The organism is Corynebacterium faecium (assembly GCF_027257105.1).
GTDB lineage: Bacteria > Actinomycetota > Actinomycetes > Mycobacteriales > Mycobacteriaceae > Corynebacterium > Corynebacterium lehmanniae.
In genome coordinates, this window is the sequence record NZ_JAPYJX010000002.1 from 171,560 (window position 1) to 189,194 (window position 17,635).

Annotated in this window: 16 protein-coding genes and 1 pseudogene; 8 read left to right on the plus strand and 9 right to left on the minus strand. The window is 65.2% G+C overall.

From position 1 onward, the window contains the following. Positions 1–4: 4 nt before the first annotated feature. From O5O53_RS02795 to O5O53_RS02810, 5 genes and pseudogenes are all read right to left on the minus strand, one after another. Positions 5–514: a hypothetical protein gene (locus tag O5O53_RS02795; RefSeq protein ID WP_269508834.1), complete on the minus strand. Its 510-nt coding sequence runs from the start codon at positions 512–514 to the stop codon at positions 5–7. A 271-nt stretch (positions 515–785) separates the two neighbouring features. Continuing rightward, positions 786–1,517, minus strand: a pseudogene (locus O5O53_RS11670) (cutinase family protein); the annotation flags it as partial. A 2-nt stretch (positions 1,518–1,519) separates the two neighbouring features. Next, positions 1,520–1,957, minus strand: coding sequence for a hypothetical protein (locus O5O53_RS02800; protein WP_269508836.1), 438 nt, complete (start codon positions 1,955–1,957; stop codon positions 1,520–1,522). Between the two features lie 52 nt (positions 1,958–2,009). After that, positions 2,010–4,103, minus strand: coding sequence for a YhgE/Pip domain-containing protein (locus O5O53_RS02805; RefSeq protein ID WP_239307554.1), 2,094 nt, complete (start codon positions 4,101–4,103; stop codon positions 2,010–2,012). Further along, the gene (locus tag O5O53_RS02810) at positions 4,100–4,714 is read right to left on the minus strand and encodes a hypothetical protein (RefSeq protein ID WP_269508838.1); all 615 of its coding nucleotides are present in this window, start codon (positions 4,712–4,714) and stop codon (positions 4,100–4,102) included. The genes O5O53_RS02805 and O5O53_RS02810 overlap by 4 nt, the downstream gene beginning before the upstream one ends. A 96-nt stretch (positions 4,715–4,810) precedes the next feature. On the opposite strand from O5O53_RS02810, the gene O5O53_RS02815 reads away from it, so the two are divergent. Beyond that, positions 4,811–5,365, plus strand: a complete 555-nt coding sequence (locus O5O53_RS02815; protein WP_269508840.1) for a TetR/AcrR family transcriptional regulator — start codon at positions 4,811–4,813, stop codon at positions 5,363–5,365. A gap of 1 nt (position 5,366) precedes the next feature. Here O5O53_RS02815 and O5O53_RS02820 read toward each other — a convergent pair whose 3' ends face one another. After that, complete coding sequence (locus O5O53_RS02820) at positions 5,367–6,125, minus strand: hypothetical protein (RefSeq protein ID WP_269508842.1); 759 nt, start codon at positions 6,123–6,125, stop codon at positions 5,367–5,369. A gap of 303 nt (positions 6,126–6,428) precedes the next feature. Here O5O53_RS02820 and O5O53_RS02825 point away from each other — a divergent pair, with 303 nt between their 5' ends. The 5 genes from O5O53_RS02825 to O5O53_RS02845 all read left to right on the plus strand — a co-directional run bounded on the left by O5O53_RS02825 (position 6,429) and on the right by O5O53_RS02845 (position 12,208). Further along, a complete protein-coding gene (locus O5O53_RS02825) occupies positions 6,429–7,379 on the plus strand; it encodes a methylenetetrahydrofolate reductase (RefSeq protein WP_269508844.1) in 951 nt (316 codons plus the stop codon). After that, positions 7,376–9,634 carry a 5-methyltetrahydropteroyltriglutamate--homocysteine S-methyltransferase gene (metE, locus tag O5O53_RS02830; RefSeq protein ID WP_269508846.1) on the plus strand — a complete coding sequence of 753 codons (2,259 nt, stop codon included), beginning with the start codon at positions 7,376–7,378 and terminating at the stop codon, positions 9,632–9,634. The genes O5O53_RS02825 and metE overlap by 4 nt, the downstream gene beginning before the upstream one ends. 208 nt (positions 9,635–9,842) lie before the next feature. Then, positions 9,843–10,808 carry a DUF559 domain-containing protein gene (locus tag O5O53_RS02835; RefSeq protein WP_269508848.1) on the plus strand — a complete coding sequence of 322 codons (966 nt, stop codon included), beginning with the start codon at positions 9,843–9,845 and terminating at the stop codon, positions 10,806–10,808. Positions 10,809–10,962: 154 nt separating this feature from the next. Continuing rightward, complete coding sequence (locus O5O53_RS02840; protein WP_269508850.1) at positions 10,963–11,484, plus strand: peptidylprolyl isomerase; 522 nt, start codon at positions 10,963–10,965, stop codon at positions 11,482–11,484. 55 nt (positions 11,485–11,539) lie between these two features. Further along, positions 11,540–12,208, plus strand: a complete 669-nt coding sequence (locus O5O53_RS02845) for a rhomboid family intramembrane serine protease (RefSeq protein ID WP_269508852.1) — start codon at positions 11,540–11,542, stop codon at positions 12,206–12,208. A gap of 189 nt (positions 12,209–12,397) precedes the next feature. Here the strand turns inward: O5O53_RS02845 and O5O53_RS02850 are convergent, their stop codons facing one another. After that, positions 12,398–12,712 carry a hypothetical protein gene (locus O5O53_RS02850; RefSeq protein WP_269508854.1) on the minus strand — a complete coding sequence of 105 codons (315 nt, stop codon included), beginning with the start codon at positions 12,710–12,712 and terminating at the stop codon, positions 12,398–12,400. A gap of 884 nt (positions 12,713–13,596) precedes the next feature. Here O5O53_RS02850 and O5O53_RS02855 point away from each other — a divergent pair. Beyond that, entirely contained in the window at positions 13,597–13,803 is a 207-nt protein-coding gene (locus O5O53_RS02855; protein WP_269508856.1) for a hypothetical protein, read from the plus strand. A gap of 86 nt (positions 13,804–13,889) precedes the next feature. After that, complete coding sequence (locus O5O53_RS02860; protein ID WP_269508858.1) at positions 13,890–15,455, plus strand: catalase; 1,566 nt, start codon at positions 13,890–13,892, stop codon at positions 15,453–15,455. A 69-nt stretch (positions 15,456–15,524) separates the two neighbouring features. Here the strand turns inward: O5O53_RS02860 and O5O53_RS02865 are convergent, their stop codons facing one another. Beyond that, a complete protein-coding gene (locus O5O53_RS02865; RefSeq protein ID WP_181889435.1) occupies positions 15,525–16,934 on the minus strand; it encodes a hypothetical protein in 1,410 nt (469 codons plus the stop codon). Between the two features lie 389 nt (positions 16,935–17,323). Further along, entirely contained in the window at positions 17,324–17,599 is a 276-nt protein-coding gene (crgA, locus tag O5O53_RS02870) for a cell division protein CrgA (RefSeq protein WP_269508860.1), read from the minus strand. Positions 17,600–17,635: the final 36 nt, after the last annotated feature.

Sequence of the window (17,635 nt, forward strand, 5' to 3'; positions counted from 1 at the left end):
TTGCCTACTTCCCGGCAATCCCCTTGACGACCTGGCCCAACCAGTCCATTGCGTAGTCGTAGCCGGTGCGCCCCTCCACCGCGTACCCGCCGGGGATGTCGGTGTAGCCCAGCTTGTAGTACGACATGTGCCGCGGTCCGAAGTCGCCCGCCAACTTCGCGGATTCCACCAGGTTTGCGTTGGCGGGGTGGTCGTAGGCGGCGCGCAGCCCCGCGGCGTCGATAGCCTGAGCACTCAGCTTTGCGACGAGCTCCCGCACCACCACCTGCCTCCCCTCCGTACCCGTGGGCGTTCGGGGCACCACGCCGAAGCGCTCCAACCACCAGTACATCTGCTCCACGGCCTGGGCGGCGCGGAACACCTCGAGCACCACGTCGAACCAGGCCGCGGCAGGCGAGTCGCCCAATGCGCCGCGCAGGCCGTTGAGCCCCTGCAGCATCCACGTCCAGGTCACGCCCTCCTTCGCTAGCTCCGGCGCCGCGGCAGCCAGCGCGATGGCGGCCTGCTGCTCCACAGGCGTGGGGCTCGCGGTATCCGCGTGGCGGCTGGCGGCGGAGAGGATCAGGTGGAGTTCGTAGAGGATTTGGGGGGGCCACGGTGGCGTCGAGAAGCGAAAGCCCCGACTCCTTGACCGCCTCGCGCGGGGGCATGCCCGCGGCCCGCAGCTGCTGGAAGCGCGCTACGCGCATGCCGGTGAAGGCGTTGAACGGGCCGACCAACACGTCGCGGCCGGCCACGTCCGCGACTGCGCGCAGCACGGAGTCCGGGTCCGTCGCGCACGCCATGTCGGCGCCGTTGCACAGGGAGAGCATGCCCTCGAGTCCGTTGAAACTGGCGCGGCGGGTGCCGGCCAGGCCGACGCGGGTGGGGTCGAGGGTGGTGCCGCCGGTCTGCACTGTCTCAAAGTTGGCGCCCCGCAGGCCCTGAGGCGCGGGTGCGTAGAGACGCGAGTGGCGCGCGGGCTCGGCGGGATCGCGCACGGGGGCGCGGGCGGGGTCGGCGAACAGCAGCACCGCGGCGATGTCGTCCGCACCCACTCCGCGCACGCGCCCGGCGGCGGCCTCCGCGGCGGCGTCGCCGATCAGGTGCGCGCCCTGGGAGTAGCCGATGAGGATGAAGCGGGTGCCGGGGCAGTGCCGGGCCATCGTCTCCATCTCCAGGGTGGCCACGTCGCGGCCGTAGCGCACGGACTCGCCGTAGGTGGCGGCCTCCGTGCCCTCCAGGCCGTTGCCGGCGCTGCCCAGCGCGCTGAACCTGCCCAACGAGGCAGGGTACTTCACGGTGTAGGTGGACACGGTGCGGGCGCCGAAGCGGCGTTGGAGGTCGTCGGCGGGGGAGGACGCGTCGTCGAAAAGCGTCTCGCGCGCGGACGGATCCCAAGAATGCGAAAACCCCGTGCCAGCCGCCTGAATGACGTGCACGGGGTGGCAACGCAGCCTCACCGCCTCCGCCTTCGGCGCGGCCACCGTCGCCGGGAGCAGCGCGGCGGTGAGCGTGAGGGCGAGGGCGCGCTTCACGGCTACTTACGCGGCAGGGCGGCCAGCGCCAGGCCGACGCCCACGAGCCAGGAGTCCTTCGCAATGGCCTTGCCAGCGTCGGACGGGCGGATGCCGTCCTCCTGGGTGTACTGGTCGCCGCCGAAGTACATGGTGAGCAGGCCCGCGCCAAACGCGGTCAGGCCCAGGCCGGCGAGGCGGTTCGGGATCAGCGGGCACAAAAGCGCCGCACCCAGGGCGGTCTCGGCGGAGGCGAGGCCGGTGGCGAACGTTTCGGCGTCGATCTGGCCGAGCTGCGGGATGCCGTCGGTAGCCATGTCGCGCAGGCCCTCCGCGCCCTCCTTGTCCACCTTGAACTTGCCCAGGCCGGCATCGAGGATGTACGCGCCGGTGGGGATGCGCAGCGCCGCAGACGGCAGACGCAGGTTGATCTTGTCCTTGTTGGATTTCTTGAAAAACATGGGTGGGGTCCTTCGATCTATCGGGAAATATTGTGCCCCGCCCATCGTAGGGCTAAACCGTCAGCTCGGGGTGGAGATCCTTCATCCGCCAGATGCGGCGGACGTACAGTGCCGCGCACGAGATGGCCACAGACATCGCGCCGACGAACAGCAGCACGGTCACGGCGGTCCACATGCGCGGGTCGTACGACGGGGTGCCAAACAGCGCGTAGCGCACCAAATCCACCGAGTAGCGCATCGGGTCCCAGCTGTGCACCCACTGGATGAACTCGGGCTGCACCTCCGGCGGGTACAAGCCGTTCGACGCCACCAGCTGCAGCGACATCAGCGCCATCGTGGCCAGACGCCCGGGCGCGGGGCCGAGCGCGGTGTTCAGCGCCATGATCGCGGTGACGAACACCCAAGACACCAGCACTAGCACCCCGAACAGAGCCAGCGGGTGCACCGGCTCGACGTCCAGGATGAACGTCTGCATCACCCACAGGGCGACGGACTGGGCAAAGCCGATGATGAACGACGGGATCATCGTGTACAGCAGCACACGCAGCGGGTTAGTGCCCGAATCGATCGCGCGGCGGCTAAACGGCGGCATGATCATGTACATAATCAGCACGCCGAACCACAGCGACAGCGACAGGAAGAACGGGCTTAAGCCCTTGCCGAAGAAGGTCACGCCGTCGCCGACGTTCTCGGTGTGCACCGGGTCCGAGGCTGCGTCAATGGCCTTGTCCAGGCGCTCGCCCTCCCAGCTAGGGGCCTGCTTGGCGCCGTCGGACAGGCTCATGGAGAGCTCGCCGGTGCCGTCGGAAAGCTTGACCAGGCCGTCGTTGAGGTCGCCCAGGCCCACCACCAGCTGGTTCGAGCCGGCGGCCAGGCGCGAGGTGGCGTCCGTGGCGGTGTTCGCCGCCACGACCAGCTTGCCCGTGCCGTCCTTCAGCGTGGTCACGCCGGCGACCAGGGTGCCGGAGCCCTCCTGCAGGCGCTTCAGGCCGTCGGCCAGCGTCTTCGCGCCCTCGACGGCGGTGTCCACGCCGCCGCGGTACTTCGCGTTCGGGTCCGACAGCTGGTTCGCCAGCTCGTGCGCGCCGGCCTGCAGCTGCATCAGCTGACCCACCAGGTTGTTCTCGGTAACCGCCTGGAGCGGGCCGGCGTTGATCTGCAGCTGCACGCCGCGCGCCTGGTCCGCCAGCTCCTTGCTGCCCGGGATGGGGGAGCGGTCCAGGTCCGCGATCACGTTGTTCAGGTTCGCGTTGATGTCGTCCAACGCGGCCTGCAGTTCGTTGATCTTGCCCGCGAAGCCGGCGATCTTGTCCACGCCGCCGGCGATCTGCGTGGCGCCGTCGCCAAGCTGCTGCGTACCCGCCTGCAGCTGATTCAGGCCGTTGGAGAGCCTATCGGCGCCGCCCGAGGCGGTGGTGATGCCGTCGTTGAGCTGGATCGCGCCGTCCTGCAGGCGCGCCACGCCGCCGTCGAGCTTGTTCACCGCGTCCGGCATCTGCTGCACCTTGTCGTTGAGCTGCTGGATGCCGTCGTTGAGCTTCGTGCCGCCCTCGTTGAGCTTCTCCGAGCCGTCGTGGGCCGAGTTCGCGCCCTCGTTCAACTGCTCGGCGCCGTCGGCAGCCTTATGCACGCCGTCCGAGAGCGTGTTGATGCCCACAAACAGCTGCTCAACCACCTTGCCGCCCACGGAATTGGACACGGCGGAACCGATCGCCTCCGCGGCCTTCTCGCCCAGCATGGTGGGGATGAAGCCGTTGGTCTCGTTCAGCGTGATGTTGATCTTCGCTGAGTGCGGGTCGTCCTCCTTCACGCTGGTCACAGCCTTGGAGAAGTCCGTGGGGATCTCCAAGCCCAGGTAGTACTTGCCGCTGGCGATGCCCTCCTTGGCTTCCTCGGCGCTGACCACCTGGAAGTCCAAGGGGTGCTGCTCCAGCAGCTCGTCCACAACCTGCTGGCCGTTCTCGCCCTCGTCCGAGTTCACCAACGCGACGGGCAGCTTGTACAGGTTGCCCAGTGGGTCCCAGTACGCCCAGGGGAACAGGCCGCCGAACAGCAGCGGCAGCAGGCAAATCGCCGTGATGGCAAGCGGCGGAAGCGTGCCGTGCGCGAACTTGCGAAAGTCGGATCCAATGTGCAGGCCGCTCATAGCCCCTCCTCATTCACTGTGTTCACCATGACGGGCAGGTGTACCGCGACACCGCGCAGATCATCCAGCAGCTTGCGGCGGATGTCCATCTTGCGCACCTGGTCCACATCGTCCACGATCAGCAGCTTCGCGTTCGGGCGCGAGATCAGCGCCAGCAGCACGCGCAGGCGGAACCGGTCCGTCGGGCCGATGTCGCCGACGTGCGCCATCATGTCGAGGTCTTCCAGCTGCAGCGGCTCCAGCCACTTTTCCACGCTGTCGTGGGACTTGATCGCTTCGGCCTTGTGCGGGGTGATAGCGAAGAAGCTCTGCGACCACGCGATCTGCTCCCGCACCACGTCGCGGATGCGCACGAGGCGGTCCAGCTTGTCAATCTCGGTCACGCCTGCGAGCGCGACCTGCTTGAAGCGCTGGCGCGTCTTGGTCTCCTCCCCGTCGAGGAGGATCGTGCCGGAGTGCGGGTTGTAGCGCCCTGCCAGCGCGAGGCTGAGCAGGGTCGAATGGGATTCTCGCCGCGTGTTCAGCAGGGTCAACCCCCGGCCGATGTCGAAGTTTTCCGGGGTGTCGCCCTTGCGGAGCACGAGGTTGTGCGTGCTGAGTATGGGGGTCATGCGGTCCCTTAACCGTAGGGTGGACTATCATTTAACTCGTGCTATGGTGCTCGCCAAAATAGTCACTGTCAAACCCAAAAAGGGGGCTGGTCAATAATGCGCGCAGACGCCCGCGCGAAACGCGACCAGATTGTCACCGCTGCGCTGGCCCAGATCGGTACCCGCCCGAACTCCGAGATCACCCTCGAAGGCATCGCGGCGGACGCCGGCGTGGGCATCGCTACCCTCTACCGTCACTTTCCCACCCGCGCCGCGCTCTACGACGCATGCGCGATCGTCTTCCTCGAACGCATCGAAACACTCCTCGACGACGCCCTCGACGGCTTCGAGGACAACCCCGTCGAGCACTTCGAATCCTTCGTGTGGGCGCTCGTGGAATCGGGCGTGGGCATCCTCGCCACGGCCCTGGCCGCCGACAGCTCCGACGGCGGGCTGGGCGCGCGGCGCGACGCGTTTATGAGCAAAGTGCAATTGCTTATCGACGCCGCCGCCCCCCACGGCATCGTCGCCCCGGGCGAGTCGCCCATGCAGCTGGCAACCGAGCTTGTCGTGGCGACGCGGCCGCTCGCCGCCCCGCTCGCCGACATCCTCCCGGACGTGCGCGACCGCCTGGTGCGCCACCTCATGGCGGGCTGGCGCACCACGGCGTGATTTAGTCCTCGCGCAGCTCGTGGCGGCCGGCGTTCTTGTCCTCCGCAGAGCGCTGGGGGTTGGTGGCCTTGCGCTGGTCGTCCGCCAGGGTGTCCAGGGTGGTCAGGCCCTCCCCGCCGAGGTCCTGGGAGCTGGTGGCGTCGGTAAGCAGCTGCTCCTCGCCCGGCTCATTCGGGAACACGCCGCCCTCGACGCCCTCCTCACGACGGGTGCGATCCCGGTCGTCCTCCGTACGCGTCGAGTACACGATGGTGGAGGAGCCGCGCGTATCCGTCTCCGTGCGGGTCGGCGCCGGGCGGTACGTCTTCGCCGGCTCGTCGGAGCCCGCGAGCTTGTCCTTGAGGAAGAACTCCCAGGCAGCCCACGCGCCACCCGCGAGCGCCGCGGTGGCCAGGGTGGTGCCGATGACCTTGCCAACGCCGCCCTTCTTCTTCTTTTTCTTTGCGTTCTTCGCGTGCTTCTCCAGGAACTCCTGGCGCTCCTTGCGGCTCGGGGCGGCGTCCGCGAACTGCTTGCGGCGGCGGTCCAGACGGTCGTGCGCGTCGCGGGTGATCTCCCCGGCCTGCGCGCGGGCGGCGCCGTACAGCTCCTCCAGCTCGTCGATGTCGAACTTGTCGTGGATATCGTCCAGCTTGCCGTCCTTCAGGTTGTCCAGCAGGGACTGGTAGATGTCGCGCTCGCGCTTGTCGTTCTGGTCGCGCAGGTACTTCCACGCCTGGTTGGCAAAAGCGGCGGCGAAGCCGATGTTCTTGAGGTTCATGGGTTGCTCCTTGTGTTGCGTTTGTGAGTTTCGGGTGGTTACGCGGCCCAGGGTAGCGAAATCCGCGGGGCTCGCCGTTTTCCGCCGCCGCGCCACCCACACGCGTACCAAGCGTTACGCAAAAGTGAACAGCTTGGTTCATTTTACGCGATTAACATTCAAGCAGAAAAACCGCGTGCCCAGCGCAAACATTGCGCAAAACCGGCAACGCATTGTGGCGGTTACGTGGCGTCAATAAGTTTCAAGGCACCGTTTAACCACGGTGCAACGAAACCCATCAACCCAGCCGAGAAAGGTCCTGCCATGTTCGAAGCCTCTCCTTCGACCAGGCTTTCCGCCTCGGCACCGCTGGACCGCGAGGGCGCGCAGCTGATCCGCCGCCCCCGCCCGAAACGCCAGCGCACCGCCTTAAGCTTCGAGATCATCCCGCCTCGCCCCACGGACGACGCGGAGAAGATCGACCGGCTCATCGCGGGCCTGGCCGAGTACAAGCCGGACTACGTCTCCGTGACCAGCTCGCGCCGCAGCGAGTGGCTGGAGGGCACCGCCGCCGTGATCTCCCGCATCGCGGAGACCACTGACCTGCGCACCATCGCGCACCTCGCCTGCACCGCGGGCACGCGCGATGAAATGGCGGAGTGGGTGCGGGTGCTTATCGACGCCGGCGTCCGCGGGTTCCTCGCCCTGCGCGGGGACCTGCCGGAAGACGGCCTGCCAGCGGACCACCTCCAGTACGCCACGGATCTGCTCAACCTGATCCAGGACGTGCAGGAGGAAGAGGCGTTCCGCCTCGCCGCCGGCAAGCTCGCGCTTTCGGTGGCCTGCTACCCCAAGGGCCACCAGGAGTCGCGCAACTTCGACCACGACCTGGACGTGCTGCTAGCCAAGCAGCGCCTGGGCGCGGATTTCGCTATCACCCAGCTGTTCTTCGAGGCCCAGGACTTCCTGGAGTTCGTCGAGGTGGCGCGGCTGGCGGGTGTGCGCATCCCGCTCATCCCCGGCATCATGCCCATGACCTCGCTCAAAAGGGTCCGACGCATGGGGGAGTTGTCGGGGCTGGAGGTGCCGGCAGGCGTCGAGAAGCAATTGCTCGAAGCAGACGACGAGTACGAAGCCGGCATGCAGCTCACCGCCAACCTGGCGCGCGAGATTCTGGATGCCGGCGCGGGCGGGCTCCACGTGTACACGCACAACAACCTGGACGTCACGCGGGACTTTCTGGACCGCATCGGAATAGATAAAGGACAACAATGACCACCTTCCCCAAGGCCACCATCGAGGGCTACCCCCGCATCGGCGCGAACCGCGAGCTCAAGCGCGCGCTGGAGAGCTACTGGGCGGGCCGCATCGACGCTGAGACGTTCCGCTCCACCGCACGCGCCCTGCGCGTGAACAACTACAACCACCTGCGCGACCTCGGCCTGACCGAGGATTACGCCATCCCGGCGGACGTCGCGCTCTACGACCAAGTGCTCGACACCGCCCTGACCGTGGGCCTCGTGCCGGGCGGCGTTGACCTAGACGAGGAGTTCGCGCTCGCCCGCGGCAACGACACCCGCGTGCCGCTGGAGATGACCAAGTGGTTTGACACCAACTACCACTACCTCGTGCCGGAGATCGAGGCTGGCCAGGAGATCAAGGCGGTGCCGGAGCGCATCCTGCGCATTGTGGAGGAGGCCGCCGAGGCCGGCCACAAGGTCCGCCCGTTTTTGGTCGGCCCGGTCACGCTGATCGCGCTGTCGAAGCCGGCGGAGTGGTCGCTGCTGCCGTCGTTGGTGGAGGCGTACGCCGAGGTCTTCGCCGCGCTGAAGGAAGCCGGCGTGGAGTGGGTCCAGATCGCCGAGCCCGCCGTGGTGGCCGACCTGTCCACCCCGGACGCCGAGATCGCGCAGCACCTGCGTTCCGCTTGGTCTGCTTTGCTGGGCCGCGAGACCCGCCCGAACGTGTACCTGACCACCCCGTACGGCTCCGCCCGCGAGGCCCTGCCGGTCCTGGGCGAGCTGGGCGTGGAGGCGCTGCACGTGGACCTGTCCCCGTGGACGCTGGAGGCCGACGCCGGCTACCCGGAGCGCGTGCGCGCCACCGTGCCGGACTCCACCCACCTGGTGGCAGGACTCATCGACGGCCGCAACGTCTGGACCGCCAACCTGCGCGAGCGCACCGACGTGCTCAACTCCCTCGGCCGCGGCGCCGACGCCGTGTCCGTGTCCACCTCCACCTCCCTGCAGCACGTGCCGCACACCCTGAAGGCCGAGCGCAACATCCCGGTCGAGGTCGCCCCGTGGCTGGCGTTCGCCGACGAGAAGCTCGCCGAGATCCAGGCGCTTGTCGCAGGTGAGGAGGGCGCCAAGGAGGCGTTCGCGCAGTCCGACCGCGCCGTGCGCACCCGCGCCGAGTCCACCACCATCCACAACTCCGCCGTCGTGGACCGCGTGGCCGCCCTGCCGGAGGGCGCCGTCAAGCGCGAGCCGGCGTTCGCGGAGCGCAACAAGGTCCAGCGCGAGGAGCTCGGCCTGCCGACGCTGCCGATCACCACAATCGGCTCCTTCCCGCAGACCACCGAAATCCGCAAGGCCCGCGCCGACCACCGCGAGGGCAACCTCTCCGACGCCGAGTACACCGAGGCGCTGAAGGCCGAGATCAAGCACGTCATCGACCTGCAGGAGGAGATCGGCCTGGACGTCCTCGTCCACGGCGAGGCGGAGCGCAACGACATGGTGCAGTACTTCGCCGAGCTTCTCGACGGCTTCGTGGTCACCGAAAACGGCTGGGTCCAGTCGTACGGCTCCCGCTGCACCCGTCCGCCGATCGTGGTCGGCGACGTCTCCCGCCCGGAGGCCATGTCTGTGGAGTGGTCGGCCTACGCCCAGTCGCTTTCCGACAAGCCGGTCAAGGGCATGCTCACCGGCCCGGTGACCATCCTGGCCTGGTCGTTTAAGCGCGACGACGTGCCGCTTTCGGTCTCCGCCGACCAGATCGGCGTCGCCCTCGCCGACGAGGTCGCCGACCTGGAGAAGGCCGGCATCAAGGTCATCCAGATCGACGAGCCGGCCCTGCGCGAGCTGCTCCCGCTGCGCCAGGACGACCGCGCCGCCTACCTGGAGTGGGCCCAGCGCGCGTTCCGCCTGGTCTCCCTGGAGGCGCAGCCTTCGACGCAGATCCACACGCACCTGTGCTACTCCGAATTCGGCCAGATCATCGACGCCGTCGCAGGCCTCGACGCTGACGTCACCTCCATCGAGGCAGCCCGTTCCAAGATGGAGCTGCTCGAGGACATCGACGAGACCTTCCACTCCGAGATCGGCCCCGGCGTGTGGGACATCCACTCCCCGCGCGTGCCTTCGGCCGAGGAGATCGCCGGCCTGCTGCGCGCCGCTCTGAACCACGTGCCCACCGAGCGCCTCTGGGTCAACCCGGACTGCGGCCTGAAGACCCGCGGCTACAAGGAGGTCGAACCCTCCCTGCGCAACCTGGTCGCCGCGCGCGACGAGGTCGTCGAAGGGCTCTAGGTCCGGCTGGCGGGGCGGAGCTGACGTCGAAAAGCGTTAGCCCCCGGCCCCGCCCTGCCTTTGCCCCGCGAAAGTCGAGTACGGGAGGTCGAGTACGCCCTCTATTTGGGCCGGACTCGACCTCCGCCGCTCGACTTTTGGCGGGGCTCTTTCGTTTCCGCCAGTAGCCATGTACTCTGAGCGAAACAAACAAACATCGGGGGGAAATATGGACAGGAGAAAGCTAGCGCAGCTGCTGGTCAGGCCGGGGCAGGCGGACCGTCAAACGTGCATCAAGTTATCCGCGAACAAATTCATCGCCCAGGCAGAATGGTCGCGGCTGAAGCACCACGAGCGGGAGTTTCTCAGCAGCTATGCCGTCGGCGCCGCGAGCCGGAAAGCGGTGCTGGTGGGGCGCTCCGCCGCAGTCGTGCACGGCCTGTGGACGCTGCCCGCTCGAAACGCGCCCGTCCTGCTGGCCATCCCAGGACAAAAACCGCCCGCCAGGACAAGCTGGCCGGAAGGGGTCGAGTACCGCAGCTTGCGCATCCCCGAAGAGGATGTGGTGGCCATCGAGTGCGCGACGCCTGGCGACGTCCTCCGGTTAACCAGCCCCGTCCGCACAGCCGTCGACGTCGCGCGCCTGCACGGGGTGAGGGCAGGAGTCGTCGCGATGGATTCCCTGTTTGTGGGCAAGCCACCGCTGGAGCAGGAACGCATCCAGGCTGAACTCCACGCGACGATCAAGCGTCTGGCAGGCAAGAAGGGGATCGGGCGGGCACGGCAGGCGCTGCGCTGGTCGTCCACCAAGTCCGAATCGCCATACGAGTCCCTCCTGCGCGTGATCCTGCGCGAGCGGAACATCGTCGTCCGCGAGCAGATGTGGATTGGCCGTTACGTGCGCCCGGACCTGCTGTGGGGGCAGGTGGCGATCGAGATCGACGGGCTGGTCAAGACGGCGAAGAAAGACGAGGAGTTGGCGAAGAAGGTGTCGCGGGACCAGCTCCTGCGTGAAAACTGGTTACGGAAGCAGATCTACGAGGTCGCCCGCTTCGAGCCGTCGGAGATTCTCCGTGACGAGGAGGCCTGCGTCCGGGAGATCCTGGAGCTGAAGGCCCGCTCCGGTCTCCTCGGCGAGCCGAAAGTACCGGCCACGGTGTTCAGACCGGTGCACGGGGAACACTGGCGGAGGTAGGGGCGCTATACGCCGCCGAAAGTCGAGCGGCGGAGGTCGAGTACGGCACCGAAACCGGGCGTACTCGACCTCCCGGACTCGACCTTTAGGGCCGTGAGCCCAACCCCGCACCCGCCCGCACCCCGCCCGCCCGAACCCGCGTACCCTAGAGCGCATGACTCAGAAGACTCAGACCATGACTTTGCACACCAATCACGGCGACATCGTGATCGACCTGTTCGGCAACCACGCGCCGAAGACGGTCGAGACGATTACCGGCCTGGCGCAGGGCACCACCGATTACTCCGCCAAGAACGCCAAGGGCACCACCGAGGGCCCGTTCTACGACGGCGCGATTTTCCACCGCATCATCCCGGGGTTCATGATCCAGGGCGGCGACCCGACCGGCACCGGCACCGGCGGCCCGGGTTTCCAGTTCGCCGACGAGTTCCACCCGGAGCTGCAGTTCGACCGCCCGTACCTGCTGGCCATGGCTAACGCCGGCCCGGGCACGAACGGTTCCCAGTTCTTCATCACCGTCGACGCGACCCCGTGGCTGAACAACCGCCACACCATCTTCGGCGAGGTCACCGACGAGGCGTCGAAGAAGGTCGTCGACGAGATCGCGAATGTGAAGACCGGTCGCATGGACCGCCCGGTCGAGGACGTCGTGATCGAGTCCATCGACATCGCGTAAGCCACCCGCGCCGCGCCCCCGCCACCGTGCGGGGGCTTTTTCGTACCCTGATCCCATGCCCACTCTCCGCAACCTGCCCCGCACCGCCCCCGCCACCACGGCGATTACGGCGATCTGCACGCTCGTCTTCCTCGTCGCCGCGCTCCAGGCCCGTTCGCTCACGGACGTGGTGTGGGATTCGCAGGTGGGCAGCCACACGATCCTCTACGGCCCGGAGGTTTACGGCACGGGCTACCTCCGCGCGCTCACCGCCGGTTTCATGCACTTGGACATCACGCATCTGTTCCTGAACATGTTCATGCTGGTCTTGGTGGGTGCGGAGGTGGAGCGTTTCCTTGGCTCTGGTCCGTTTGTGGTGGCGTGGGTCGCGGGGGTCCTTTGGGCGTCGGCAAGTGTGCTTGCATTTAGCTTTACGACGCCCACGGCCGGCGCTTCCGGCGCCCTCTACATGCTGATGGCGCTGCTGATCGCCATTGCTTTTCGACGTTCCACCGACCTGCGCGCACCCCTCGCCCTGGTGGCGGTGAACGTGGCGTACACGCTGCTCAGCCCGAGTGTGTCGCTGTGGGGGCACCTCGGCGGCCTGGCGGCTGGCGCGGTGATGGCGTGGCCGCTGACCTCGAGCAACGTGCGCACGCGCTGGATCACGGCGGGGGTCGCGGCCGTGGCGGCGTGCGTGGCCGTCTGGGCGCTGACGATCCCGTCCACAATTCCCGTGTACTAGGGGCGGCGCTCTAGCGTGGCATCGACCTCCTGGAAACTGTCCACCCAAGAAAGGACTACTGGATCTCGCCAACCGATGACGTACATCATGTTTTGATGGATCTTAGGAAGATCGAATCTCGTTGGATCGGAAACTGACTCATGATGACCAAGGCGGTTCCGGACTCTTCTGACACTTTCATACATTGCCCTAAGTTGATTTCGGCCTTGTTGGTGTGTGTGCAGCGATGTAGGGAAACCCTTCCTGCAAATGCTGGCTCCAGAAGTCGTTGTCGTGTCGGGAAGTGAACATTCTTTCCCAGAAAGCCATTTTTAGTTCCGGGATTACCTTGCCTGGGGTGGGGTGTTGTGAGGCCTGCTTGATTAGGTCTTTGCGGGGACTGTAAACACCTCGCGGGTTGGGCAGCTTGTTCCAAAAAGCGTGCTGGTGGGTCCAGCTAGGCCCGTGCACCGCTGTGATCACATCCGAAACTGCGTTTCGCACCACCACCTCGAAAACGTGCATGACGGGCCACATTGCTGCGGCGATTTCCGCGTTCCATTGGTATAGCCGGACAGCCGCCTCGGTTTGGGTTTCGTTCGGTTCTACTGTCACCAGGGGTGGGAAATAGGAACCCAACCTCGGCGGAGTCAGCGCGCTCTCGATCCGCCTCGCGACCAGGGAAGGGCTAGATCCGCCAGGGTTTGTCATGATACACTTCCTAGCACAGAGCCGCGGAGGATCGTGGGCGCGCAGCCTCCCTCCCGGACGATAGAAGAACCCTAGCTAGCGAAATGCTGGCTAGGGTTTTCTTTTGGGTTAAGGGTCAAAAAGGGGGTTAAACGAGGGTTAAACGACAAAAAGTGTGTCTGGCTCGGCGTGTCGTGGGGGAGCTCAACTTGGAAACCTTCCGCCGGTGAGGTAATAGCAGCTCGTCGGAGATGAACGCCTGTTCCCGGCCCCGATTAGCGATGGTTCGAGATTCACAGATCGCCAAAGCATCTCGCCGTGCCTAGTCGCGGGGTGATACCGCAACCGAGAATTTACAGCCCGAAAGGAAAGCGGAAATTCCCGAACCATATATTTTCCTGGATCACCGAGGTCAAGCCCCAGAAATCGCCGATTCCAGACACACTTTTTGACCTTTAACCGGACCTTTCAAGTTATCCACAGCGGTTGTCCACAGTGTGGATAACTACACCCGTGTAACTCCTCGAACGACACGTCGAACAGCGAAAATGATACGCCGATGGAACCAGGCGTTTTCGAAAGCAAACCAGCACATTCCACTGTCCTGTGGAGTTGTGCACAGAGTTATCCACAGGTGTGGATAGATATTGTTCGAACAACGGCGAGTTGGTGTCTGAGCCGTTGGCTAGGGTCGAGTGAGTGAAAGGAAGGTGAGTCTGATGAAGCTTCAGGTACGCCGCTTTACCAACGCAGAGCTGCGAGAGCGTCGGCACAGCTTGCGTGCACAGTTGGCGGAATCCTTGGGAATGGAGGAGCCAACTGATGATGCGTTGAAAGAGCTGGCTTGGTCCGGTGGCTTCACCTATGACCAGCGGGACGTTTACGACGAATTGCGCAGGGTGGAGTCACTTCTTGGGGAGCGGTAGGTGTGGATAGATCCTGGAAACTCGCGCGCCCGCGGAAATCTCTACTGTGGGAAGCGAACCATCAGCAAAGATCCAAGGAGTGAGCAATGGCTGATCAGAGCAAGGCGGACGAGATCGTCTCTAGGGGCGAGCGCCCCGCAGGCAAGGGCCGCACCACCGAGTTGGGCGGGCAGCCGGTCGCCTCGGAGCACATTTCGGTCACTCAGGGGCGTCAGGGAGCGAATGTGCTTAACGACGTCCACATGATGGAGAAGCTCGCCCACTTCAACAGGGAGAACGTGCCGGAGCGCATCCCGCACGCGAAGGGCCACGGTGCCTTCGGCGAGCTGCACATCACGGAGGACGTGTCCAAGTACACGAAGGCGAAGCTGTTCCAGCCGGGCACCGTCACCCCGATGGCGGCGCGTTTTTCCACCGTGGCGGGCGAGGCTGGTTCCCCGGACACCTGGCGCGATGTGCACGGTTTCGCGCTGCGTTTTTACACGGAGGACGGCAACTACGACATCGTGGGCAACAACACCCCGACGTTCTTCCTGCGCGATGGCATTAAGTTCCCGGACTTCATCCACTCCCAGAAGCGCCAGCCCAACTCGGGCCTGCGCGATGATGAGATGCAGTGGGATTTCTGGACGCGCACGCCGGAGTCCGCGCACCAGGTGACCTACCTGATGGGCGACCGTGGCACCCCGAAGACGTCGCGCCACCAGGACGGTTTCGGCTCCCACACTTTCCAGTGGATCAACGAGGAGGGCACTCCGGTGTGGGTGAAGTACCACTTCAAGACCCGCCAGGGCTGGGAGTGCTTCACCGACGAGGAGGCCACCGAGAAGGCCGGCACCGACCCGGACTTCCAGCGCGCGGACCTGTTCAACGCCATCGCGGACGGCGACTACCCGATTTGGGACGTCAAGGTGCAGATCATGCCGTTCGAGGAGGCGAAGGATTACCGCTTCAACCCGTTCGACCTGACCAAGACGTGGTCGCAGAAGGATTACCCGCTGATCCCGGTGGGCTACTTCGTGCTCAACCGCAACCCGAAGAACTACCACGCGCAGATTGAGCAGCTCGCGCTCGACCCGGCGAACCTGGTGCCGGGCGTGGGCCTGTCGCCGGACCGCATGCTGCAGGCCCGCGTGTTCGCGTACTCGGACCAGCAGCGCCACCGCATCGGCGCGAACTACAAGGATCTGCCGGTCAACCGCCCGCTCAACGACGTGAACACCTACTCCGAGCGCGGCAACATGGCCTACTTCTTCAACGAGGAGAACGAGCCGAACTACGTGCCCAACCGCACCGAGAAGGGCGCCGGCTACCTGGACAACAACGAGGATTCCTCCTCCAACTTCACCGACTACGGCCAGGCGGAGAACCTCTACGTCAATCCGGATCCGGAGGGCACTGACCTGGTGCGCGAGGCGTATGTCAAGCACGCCGAGGACGACGATTTCGGCCAGGCTGGCACGCTCTACCGCGACGTCTTCGACGACGCGGCGAAGGAGCGTTTCGTCCACAACATCACCAACAAGATGATGGCGATTAAGCACAAGGACGTCGAGGAGCGCGTCTACGAGTATTGGGGCAAGGTCGACGCCGACCTGGAAAAGAAGGTCCGCGAGTCCTTCGCCAAGAAGCGCGCTGAGCAGGAGAAGTAACCTGCAAACACAAAGAGCCCGTTGAGTCCGCAACAGACTCAACGGGCTTTCGCGCTATTCAGCAGTGTTTTAGAACACGCCGCGGATCTTCTTGCCGAAGTCGGAGACGGTCACGTCGCGGGAGTCCACGTCCTGGTCGTTGTAGAACGAGGTGTCCTCGGACAGACGGCCGGTCTGGGTGACCTTCATGTAGTTGTACAGGCGGCCTTCCTTGGTCTTGCCGTCGCCGAAGGAGAATGCGCCCAGCAGCATCTCGTCGCCGGCGAGGATCGGGTTGGACAGGGTGACCTCGAAGGTGCGGATGCCGCGGTCGAAGTCGTAGCCCAGGTCGCGGATGTGGGTGCCGTTGTACTGGGTGGTGGTGATCAGGCGGTCAACGCCCTCCGGGCCTGCCTCGGTGCCGACCTCGACGCGGAAGGTCAGGGCCGGGAATTCGCCCCAGTAGCGCTTCGCGCCGGTGTTCTTCACGCGCAGTGCGACGGAGCCAGCGGCGCCCGGCACCTTCCAGGAGGAGGTGGTGAAGTACGGCTGGAGGTCCAGGTCGCGCTGGGCATCTGCCTGCTTATCGACGACTTCGTTGACCTCGTCAGCAGCCTTTTCCTCGACCTCGGTGATGACCTCTGCGCCTTCGTTCGCGATGTCGTTGTTGGTCACGTCGGTGGCTTCGTCGTTGTCGACCACGGTGACGTCGTCAAGGTTTGCGCCCGTCTCGATCTTCTTGACGTCCTCGTTGTACGCCGGGTTGGGGTTCTCCACGGTGTCTGTGACCTGTGCGCCCTTGTTCGGCGCCCAGGAGCCGGCCGGGGTGGAGTAGTTCTTGACGCGGACCTCGTTCTTGATCGGCATGTTGGCGATCCACGCGGTCGGGGTTGCCCAGGTGCCGTTCGGGCGGCAGCGCTGCTGGGTGCCGGTCATGGTGATGGTGCGGAAGCCGTAGGTTGCTTCGCCGGTGTTGCCGGCCGGCACGTCGTACGGGCCGATCTTCTGGCCGACGGACCAGGACAGGGAGCCGGATACGTCCCAGCCCAGGGACTTGGCCAGGGAGTAGCCGATGTTGCCCTGCAGGCCGTCCTTCGAGCCGGAGCCGCCGAGCGTCAGGGTCTCGGTCTTGGAGCCGTTGACGGAGGCAGAGATGGTCTGGGTGCGGGACAGGTCCTGGGACAGCGGGATGGAGCTGTCGGACAGGTTGGTGGTGGAGATGGTGCCCACCGGCAGGAAGTTGTCCTTCACCTTGTACACGATGGTGCGGTAGTCCTCGGTGGAGTTGCACACCGGGCGCGGGTTGAGGATGTTCGCCTTCAGGTGGTCCGAGCCGCGGTAGGTGTGGATGATCGGCAGCGCGGAGTTGGTTGCCGGGGTCTCCGGGTAGGACTCTTCGAAGGTCTGGGCGGTGGCGGTGATACCGGAGCCTGCGATTGCGACAGCGGCGACGGCTGCGATCGCGGCCTTGGCGGCACCAGCGATGCGGAATGCGCGCATTGGCGTTCCTTTCGGGGAAACAGTTGTGGATTCTTCAGGGGACGGGCTTCTCAACCTCTCAGCGAGGAGCTCTCATATAATACCTAGTCACTTGCCAAGGAAGAGTCATAATATTGTTGAACAATCTACCCAATCCGGGGTCAAACTAAAGTAATTGACATGTCGCGAAAGCCAGCTCACCAGTATTAATACTGTTATTTGTGGGTAAAACCCCGGCGCGATCTATCGCGCTATTTAAATACAGTCATGTGTCGCATAAATCGGCTCCTCAGGTCCCTATAGGAATGCGTTCAGCCTCGAACCCCCGCCAAAGCAAAAATCGGATTGCGGCAAATATTTGCCACAATCCGATTTCACACAACCCCCAACTCAAAACCCCCGAAGAAGAACTACCGCCAACCCATCGTCATCAGCAGACCAAGGATCATCCCAGAAAACCCGATGGCGTAGTTCCACGGCCCGAGCTGCCCGAGCCACGCAAGCTGGTCGCCGGCGAGGTAGTAGAGGATCAGCCAGGCCAGGCCGAAGATCATCAGCCCGAACATGATCACCTTGTACCAGATCGGGGTGCCGCCGGTGTTGACCTTCACCGGCGTGCGCGTGGTGCCGGCGGAGGTGCTGCTAGCTGGGCGGATGGGGTCTTTGGTTACTTTTGCTTTAGGCATGTGCGCTCCCTTGGTGTGTGCGGGCCAATGCGTCGT